The sequence below is a fragment of the Streptomyces sp. S6 genome, from assembly GCF_054880855.1.
This window is the reverse complement of the sequence record NZ_JBTYMC010000323.1, coordinates 1-7,137: the sequence shown is the minus strand read 5'-3', so window position 1 is coordinate 7,137 and position 7,137 is coordinate 1. Positions and strand designations below refer to the sequence as shown.

Here is a 7,137-nt window from a genome sequence, read left to right as displayed (position 1 = left end):
CTCACCGCACTCGGCGCCCACATCACCGCCTGCGACATCACAGACGAACACCAACTCACCCAACTCCTCGACACCATCCCCAACCTCACCGCCGTCATCCACACCGCAGGCGTACTCGACGACACCCTCATCACCAACCTCACCCCCGACCGCCTCAACACCGTCCTGCACCCCAAGGCACACGCCGCCTGGAACCTTCACCGCCTCACCCGGCACTACGACCTCAAGGCATTCATCCTCTTCTCCTCCGCCGCAGGCACCCTCGGCAGCGCCGGACAAGCCAACTACGCAGCAGCCAACGCCCACCTCGACGCACTCGCCACCCACCGCCACGCACAAGGACTCCCCGCCACCTCCGTCGCCTGGGGACGCTGGGCCGGAGACGGACTCGCCGCGCGGGAGTCGGCGGTGGAGCGGCTGGAGCGGGACGGGGTCGGGGCAATGGCGCCGGAGAAGGCGCTCGCGGCGTTCGATCAGGTGCTGGCGGGGAGCGAGCCGTGTGTGATGGTCATGGACGTGGACTGGGGGCGCTTCGTGCCCCGGTGGACGGCCGGGCGGCCTTCTCCGTTGCTCTCGACGCTGCCCGAGGTACGGCAGGTGGTTGTGGGAGCCGTCGAGGTCGAGGAGACGGCTCCCGGGGCCGCTCTGCGAGCGCGCCTCGTGGGGTTGAGCAGGTCCGAACAGCATTGGCAGTTGCTGGAGTTGGCGCGTCGCGAGGTCGCGGCCGTGCTCGGGCACAGCGCCGCCAAGGCCCGGGAGACGATCACCGCTGACCGGTCGTTCCGGGAGCTGGGGTTCGACTCGCTGACCGCCGTCGAGCTGCGCAAGCGGCTCAACTCGGCGACAGGTCTGGAGCTCGCCGCGTCGCTGGCCTTCGATCACCCGACTCCGCGGGCCCTCGCCGAGCACCTGTGGACGGAGTTGGACGTTCCCGGCGGTGTCACGGGAGTGGCCGCCGTGCTCGACGAGTTGGAGCTGCTCCGGGACCCGATCACCGCGCTCACCGACACCAGTACGGCTGAAGTCGCCGCCCGGCTGAGGGAGTTGCTCCGGCTCTGCGAGGTGTCACGACAACCGTCGGACGACTCTGAGAAGGGCCGGACCGACCTGGAGACAGCCTCGGACGACCAGATGTTCGAGTTCCTGGGCAAAGAGTTCGGGATCTCGTAGCCCGGCACCACGACATTCCCGCACCACGACATCGGCGTCCCCACGCACCACGCTGTCTTCCCCCCCTTGGAGAGCTCCACCGTGACGAACAACAACGAGGAAAAGCTCCGCTACTTCCTGAAGCGGGTCACGGGCGAACTCCAGGAGACCCGGCAGCACCTCGACGAGGTCACGGCCGCCGCGCGGGAACCGATCGCCGTCATCGGGATGGGCTGCCGCTTCCCCGGCGGTGTCAACTCCCCGGAAGACCTCTGGCGGTTGCTCGCCGACGGCACGGACGCCATGTCGGAGTTCCCCGCCGACCGAGGCTGGGACCTGGAGGCGCTCTACGACCCGGCCACCGGACGAACCGGCACCTCGTACGTCCGTGAAGGCGCGTTCCTCGACGCGGCGGCCGAGTTCGACGCGGCGTTCTTCGGGATCTCCCCGCGCGAGGCGACCGCGCTCGACCCGCAGCAGCGGCTGCTTCTGGAGACGTCGTGGGAGGCGTTCGAGCGCGCCGGCGTCGATCCGCACTCGTTGCGCGGCAGCCGTACCGGTGTGTTCGCCGGGACCAACGGGCAGGATTACACGACCCTGTTGCGCCGCTCGCCCGCTCAGGCGGACGGTTATCTCGCGACCGGTGGCGCGGCAAGCGTGGTATCGGGGCGGCTGTCGTACACCTTCGGCCTCGAAGGGCCCGCCGTCACCGTCGACACCGCCTGCTCCTCCTCCCTCGTCACCCTCCACCTCGCCGCCCAGGCGCTGCGCTCCGGTGAATGCACCCTCGCCCTCGCGGGCGGCGTCACTGTCATGTCCACCCCTGAGGCGTTCGTGGAGTTCTCCCGTCAGGGCGCGTTGTCCCCGAACGGCCGCTGCAAGGCGTTCTCCGACTCGGCGGACGGGACGGGGTGGGGTGAGGGGGCCGGGATGCTGCTGCTGGAGCGGCTCTCCGACGCCCGGCGCAACGGGCACCCCGTACTGGCGGTCATACGTGGCTCCGCCGTCAACCAGGACGGCGCCTCCAACGGGCTCACCGCACCCAACGGCCCCTCCCAACAACGCGTCATCCGCGCCGCGTTGGCCAACGCCGGGCTCTCGGCGCAGGAGGTCGACGCCGTCGAGGCGCACGGGACGGGGACGACCCTCGGCGATCCGATCGAGGCGCAGGCGCTCCTCGCCACGTACGGGAAGGATCGCGAACAGCCCCTGTACCTGGGCTCGTTGAAGTCCAACATCGGGCACACGCAGGCCGCCGCCGGAGTCGCCGGGGTCATCAAGATGATCCAGGCCATGCGGCACGGCGTCCTTCCCCGTACCCTCCACGTCAACGACCCCTCGTCCAAGGTCAATTGGACGGCCGGTGCCGTCGAACTCCTCACCGAGGAACGCCCCTGGCCCCGGACCGGGGAGCGGCTCCGGCGAGCCGGTGTGTCCTCTTTCGGTGTGAGCGGCACGAACGCCCACGTCATCCTGGAAGAGGCGCCCGCCGAGGCTCCCCGGCCGGAGCAGCCGTCGTCCGGCGTCCTCCCCTGGGTGCTCTCCGCCCGCACCGCAACCGCCCTGCGCGAGCAGGCTGCCCGACTCCTCGCCCATGGCCTGGACACCGTCTCCCCTGCCGACGTCGGCTGGTCGCTCGCCACCGGGCGCGCTCAGTTGGAGCACCGTGCGGTGCTGATCGGCGACCGGGACAACCTGCTCACCGGGCTCGGCGCCCTGGCGCGCGGCGAGGAGGAGGCACCCGGGCTGGTCATGGGCCCCGAGAACGGGGCCGTGGAGGGCCGGTTGGCGTTCCTCTTCTCCGGCCAGGGATCTCAACGCGTCGGTATGGGGCGGGAGTTGTATCAGCGGTACCCCGTCTACGCCGCCGCGCTCGACGAGGTGTGTGCCGCGCTGGACGCCGAACTCGAAGACGCGCGGCCCATCAGGGACGTCATCCTCGACGGCGAAGGACTTGACCAGACCCTCTACACCCAGACCGCCCTGTTCGCCGTCGAAACAGCCCTCTACCGACTCGTCGAATCCTTCGGCATCCACCCCGACGTCGTCGCCGGACACTCCATCGGCGAACTAACCGCCGCCCACATCGCCGGCGTCTGGAGCCTCCCCGACGCCGCACGCCTCGTCACCGCCCGCGCCCGCCTCATGCAGAGCCTCCCCACAGGGGGCGCCATGATCGCCGTCGAGGCCACCGAAGAAGAAGTCCTCCCCCACCTCACGCCGAGCGTCGGCATCGCAGCCCTCAACGGGCCCAACGCGCTTGTCGTTTCCGGGGACGCGCACGAGGCCGAGCGCATCGCCGAGCACTTCAAGGTACAGAGCCGACGCGTCAAGCACCTCCAGGTCTCCCACGCCTTCCACTCCCCCGCGATGGACCCCATCCTCGGCGAGTTCCGGGCCGTCGCGGAAAGCGTCACGTACAACACTCCCCGCATCCCGCTCCACGACCACGCCACCTCCCCCGCCTACTGGACGCGCCACATCCGCGAGACCGTCCGCTTCACCGACACCCTCCACACCCTCCACGACCAAGGTGTCACGGTTGCCTTGGAGTTGGGGCCCGATCCCGTTCTGACGGCGATGGGGGCGGACAGCGGTGTGCCGATCGTGTTCGCCGCCGCGTTGCGGGCCGGGCGGGCGGAGGAGCGGGCGTTGTTCGGCGGGCTGGCGCGGGTGTGGGCGCATGGTGGAGTGGTCGGCTGGGCGCGGATGTTCGACGGCGCCGGTCGGGTCGGTCTTCCCACGTACCCGTTCGAGCACCGCCGTTACTGGCTGGATGTTCCGGTCGCCGGTCCGGACGCGGGGGGTGTCGGGCGGCTGGGGCTGCGGCCGATGGACCACCCGTTGCTGGGGGCGGCGGTGGAACTGGCCGGTGGGGACGGGCTGTTGCTCACGGGGCAGGTGTCGCTGGGCGCGCTGCCGTGGCTGGCGGATCACCGGATCGGCGGGGTGGTGTTGTTCCCGGCGACCGCGTTCGTGGAGTTGGCGGTGCGGGCCGGGGATCAGGTGGGGTGCGGGACGGTCGGGGATCTGACGCTGTCGGAGCCGCTGTCGCTGCCCGAACAGGCCGCCGTCCAGCTTCAGTTGACGGTCGACGCGGCCGACGCGGAGGGTCGGCGGGCGTTCTCGGTGTACTCGCGGCCCGCTTCGTCGTCGGGTGACGAGGAGTGGACTCGGCATGCCGCCGGGGTGCTGGTGCCGGGGGCGGGGTCGCCGGTGCGGGACGGTCTCGTCGAGTGGCCGCCTGCGGGGGCCGAGGCGGTGGATGTCGCGGGGGTGTACGAGGAGTTCGCGGGTGAGGGGTACGGGTACGGGCGGGCGTTCCAGGGGTTGCGGGCGGCGTGGCGGCGTGGGGCGGACGAGGTGTTCGCGGAGGTGGCGCTCGACGCTCCCGAGGCGCGGGACGCGGAGAGGTTCGGGCTGCATCCGGCGCTGCTGGACGCGGCGTTGCACGGTCTGCGGGTGGGCGGGCTGTTCCCGGCCGACGGGGAGCGGGTGTGGCTGCCGTTCGCGTGGCGTGGGGTGTCGTTGTGGGCGTCGGGTGCCTCGGTGTTGCGGGTGCGGTTGGCGCGGACCGGTGCGGACACGCTGTCGGTGAGTGTGGCCGACGGTTCCGGGGTGCCGGTGGCCGGTGCCGAGGCGTTGGTGCTGCGGCAGGCCGATCCGGCTCGGCTGCGGGCCGCGCTCGCCGGGGGGCGTGGGGAGTCGCTGTTCCGGGTGGAGTGGACGGTCGCGGCGCGCGAGTTGCCCGGCGGGGGCGGCTCGGTGGGGTGGGCCGTGGTCGGGGAGGGGTGGCCGGGGTTCGAGGGGGCTGTGCACGCGCGGTTCGCCGATCTCGTGGCCGCGCTGGACGCGGGTGGCCCGGTGCCCGAGCTGACCGTGCTGACGTGCTCGTCCCTGGGCGGGGGTGAGGTGCCCGAGGAGGTGCGGCGGTCCACGCTGTGGGTGCTGGGTGCCGTGCGGGAGTGGCTGGCCGACGAGCGGTTCTCGGCGACGCGGCTGGCGGTCGTGACGCGGGGTGCGATCGATAGCGACGGTGAACGGGATCTCGTGGCGGCGCCGTTGTGGGGGCTGCTGCGGTCGGCGCAGAGCGAGCATCCGGGACGGTTCCTGCTGCTGGACGCTGAGCCGGGCGACGTGGACGTCTCGGCCGCCCTCGCGTGGGCGGTGGAGCGGGACGAGCCACAGGTCGCGGTGCGGGGCGGGGAGGTGCGGGTGCCCCGGCTCGCTGCGGCGGTGCCTGGGGACCGGGGGCTGGTGGCGCCCGGCGGGGAGCACTGGCGGCTGGACATCCGGGAGCAGGGTTCGCTGTCGGATCTGGAGCTGGTGCCGTGTCCCGAGGTCGCCGAGCCGCTCGGTGCGGGACAGGTGCGGGTGCGGATCCGGGCTGCCGGGATGAACTTCCGTGACGTCGTGGTGGCGCTCGGTCTGGTGCCGGGGCGCGGCACGATGGGCAACGAGGCGGCCGGGGTGGTCACCGAGGTCGGTGCCGGGGTGAGCGATCTGGCGCCCGGCGACCGGGTGTTCGGCCTGTTCTCGGGTGCTTTCGGGCCGTACGGGGTGACGGACCGCCGGCTGGTCGCGCCGGTCCCGGACGACTGGGACTTCGTGCGGGCGGCGAGTGTGCCGGTGGTGTTCCTCACCGCCTTCTACGGGCTGCGGGACCTGGCGGGACTGCGGTCCGGGGAGCGGCTGCTGGTGCATGCGGCGGCCGGTGGTGTGGGGATGGCGGCGGTCCAGCTGGCCCGGCACTGGGGTGCAGAGGTGTTCGGCACGGCGAGTCCCGGCAAGTGGACGGCGCTGCGGGCGTCGGGGCTCGACGAGGCGCACATCGCGTCGTCGCGGAGTCTGGAGTTCGAGGAGCGGTTCCTCGCGGCGACGGACGGCGCGGGCATGGACGTCGTGCTGGACGCGCTGGCCGGGGAGTTCGTGGACGCGTCGCTGCGGCTGCTGCCGCGCGGGGGCCGGTTCCTGGAGATGGGCAAGACGGACCGGCGTGAGCCCGACGAGGTGGCGCGGGCGTATCCGGGGGTCGGGTATCAGGCGTTCGATCTCGGTGAGGCGGGTCCCGACCGCACGCAGGAGATCCTGGTCGAGTTGCTGGAGCTGTTCGAGGCGGGGGTGCTCGACCCGTTGCCGGTCACGTCCTGGGACGTTCGGCAGGCTCCGGAGGCGTACCGGTTCCTCAGTCAGGCCCGGCACATCGGCAAGGTCGTCCTGACGTTGCCCGGGTCGCTGTCGGGCGAGGGTGCGGGAACGGTTCTGGTGACCGGTGCCACGGGCACGCTGGGCGGTCTGGTGGCACGGCATCTGGTGGCCGAGCACGGGGTGCGCCGTCTGCTGCTGGTGAGCCGGAGCGGGCTCGCCGCGCCGGGGGCGGCCGAACTGGTGGCCGAGCTGGCCGCGTCGGGGGCCGTCGCCGAGGTGGTGGCGTGCGACGTCGCCGACCGTGAGGCGCTGGCCGCCGTGCTGGCCGGTGTTCCGCTGACGGGGGTGGTGCACACGGCCGGTGTCGTCGACGACGGGCTGATCGCCGGGTTGTCCGACGAGCGGGTCGTCGAGGTGCTGCGGCCGAAGGTGGACGCCGCCTGGCATCTGCACCAGCTGACCCGTGACCTGGACCTCGCCGCGTTCGTGCTGTTCTCCTCCGGTGCCGGAGTGCTCGGCAACCCGGGACAGGCGGGCTACGCGGCGGGCAGCGTCTTCCTCGACGCGCTGGCCGCCGAACGCCGCGCGGCCGGACTGCCCGGTCTGTCGCTGGCCTGGGGACTGTGGGCGCCCGGCAGTGCGCTGACCGACCCGTTGGGCCAGGCGGACCTGGCCAGGCTGGCCCGCTCCGGAGTGGCCGCGCTGCCCGCCGACGAGGCGCTCGCCCTGTTCGACCGAGCGCTCGCCATGGACAGTGACGCCCTGCTGCTGCCGATGTCCCTGGACCTCCCGGCGCTGCGCGCGGCGACCGCCGACACCGCCCCGCCGCCCCTGCTGCGC

At 72.4% G+C, this 7,137-nt stretch carries 2 protein-coding genes and 2 pseudogenes; all 4 read left to right on the top strand.

All coding sequences use genetic code 11. The features are described from left to right. Window positions 1–1,170, top strand: a 1,170-nt coding sequence (locus ACVNF4_RS29830) for a beta-ketoacyl reductase (protein WP_461805995.1), incomplete at its 5' end; no start/stop codon positions are given. An 81-nt stretch (window positions 1,171–1,251) separates the two neighbouring features. Then, window positions 1,252–1,308 (top strand): annotated as a pseudogene (locus ACVNF4_RS29825) (hypothetical protein); the annotation flags it as partial. Window positions 1,309–1,377: 69 nt separating this feature from the next. Further along, window positions 1,378–4,806, top strand: a pseudogene (locus tag ACVNF4_RS29820) (type I polyketide synthase); the annotation flags it as partial. Beyond that, window positions 4,795–7,137, top strand: a 2,343-nt coding sequence (locus ACVNF4_RS29815) for an SDR family NAD(P)-dependent oxidoreductase (protein WP_461805996.1), incomplete at its 3' end; no start/stop codon positions are given. The pseudogene ACVNF4_RS29820 and the gene ACVNF4_RS29815, both read left to right, overlap by 12 nt.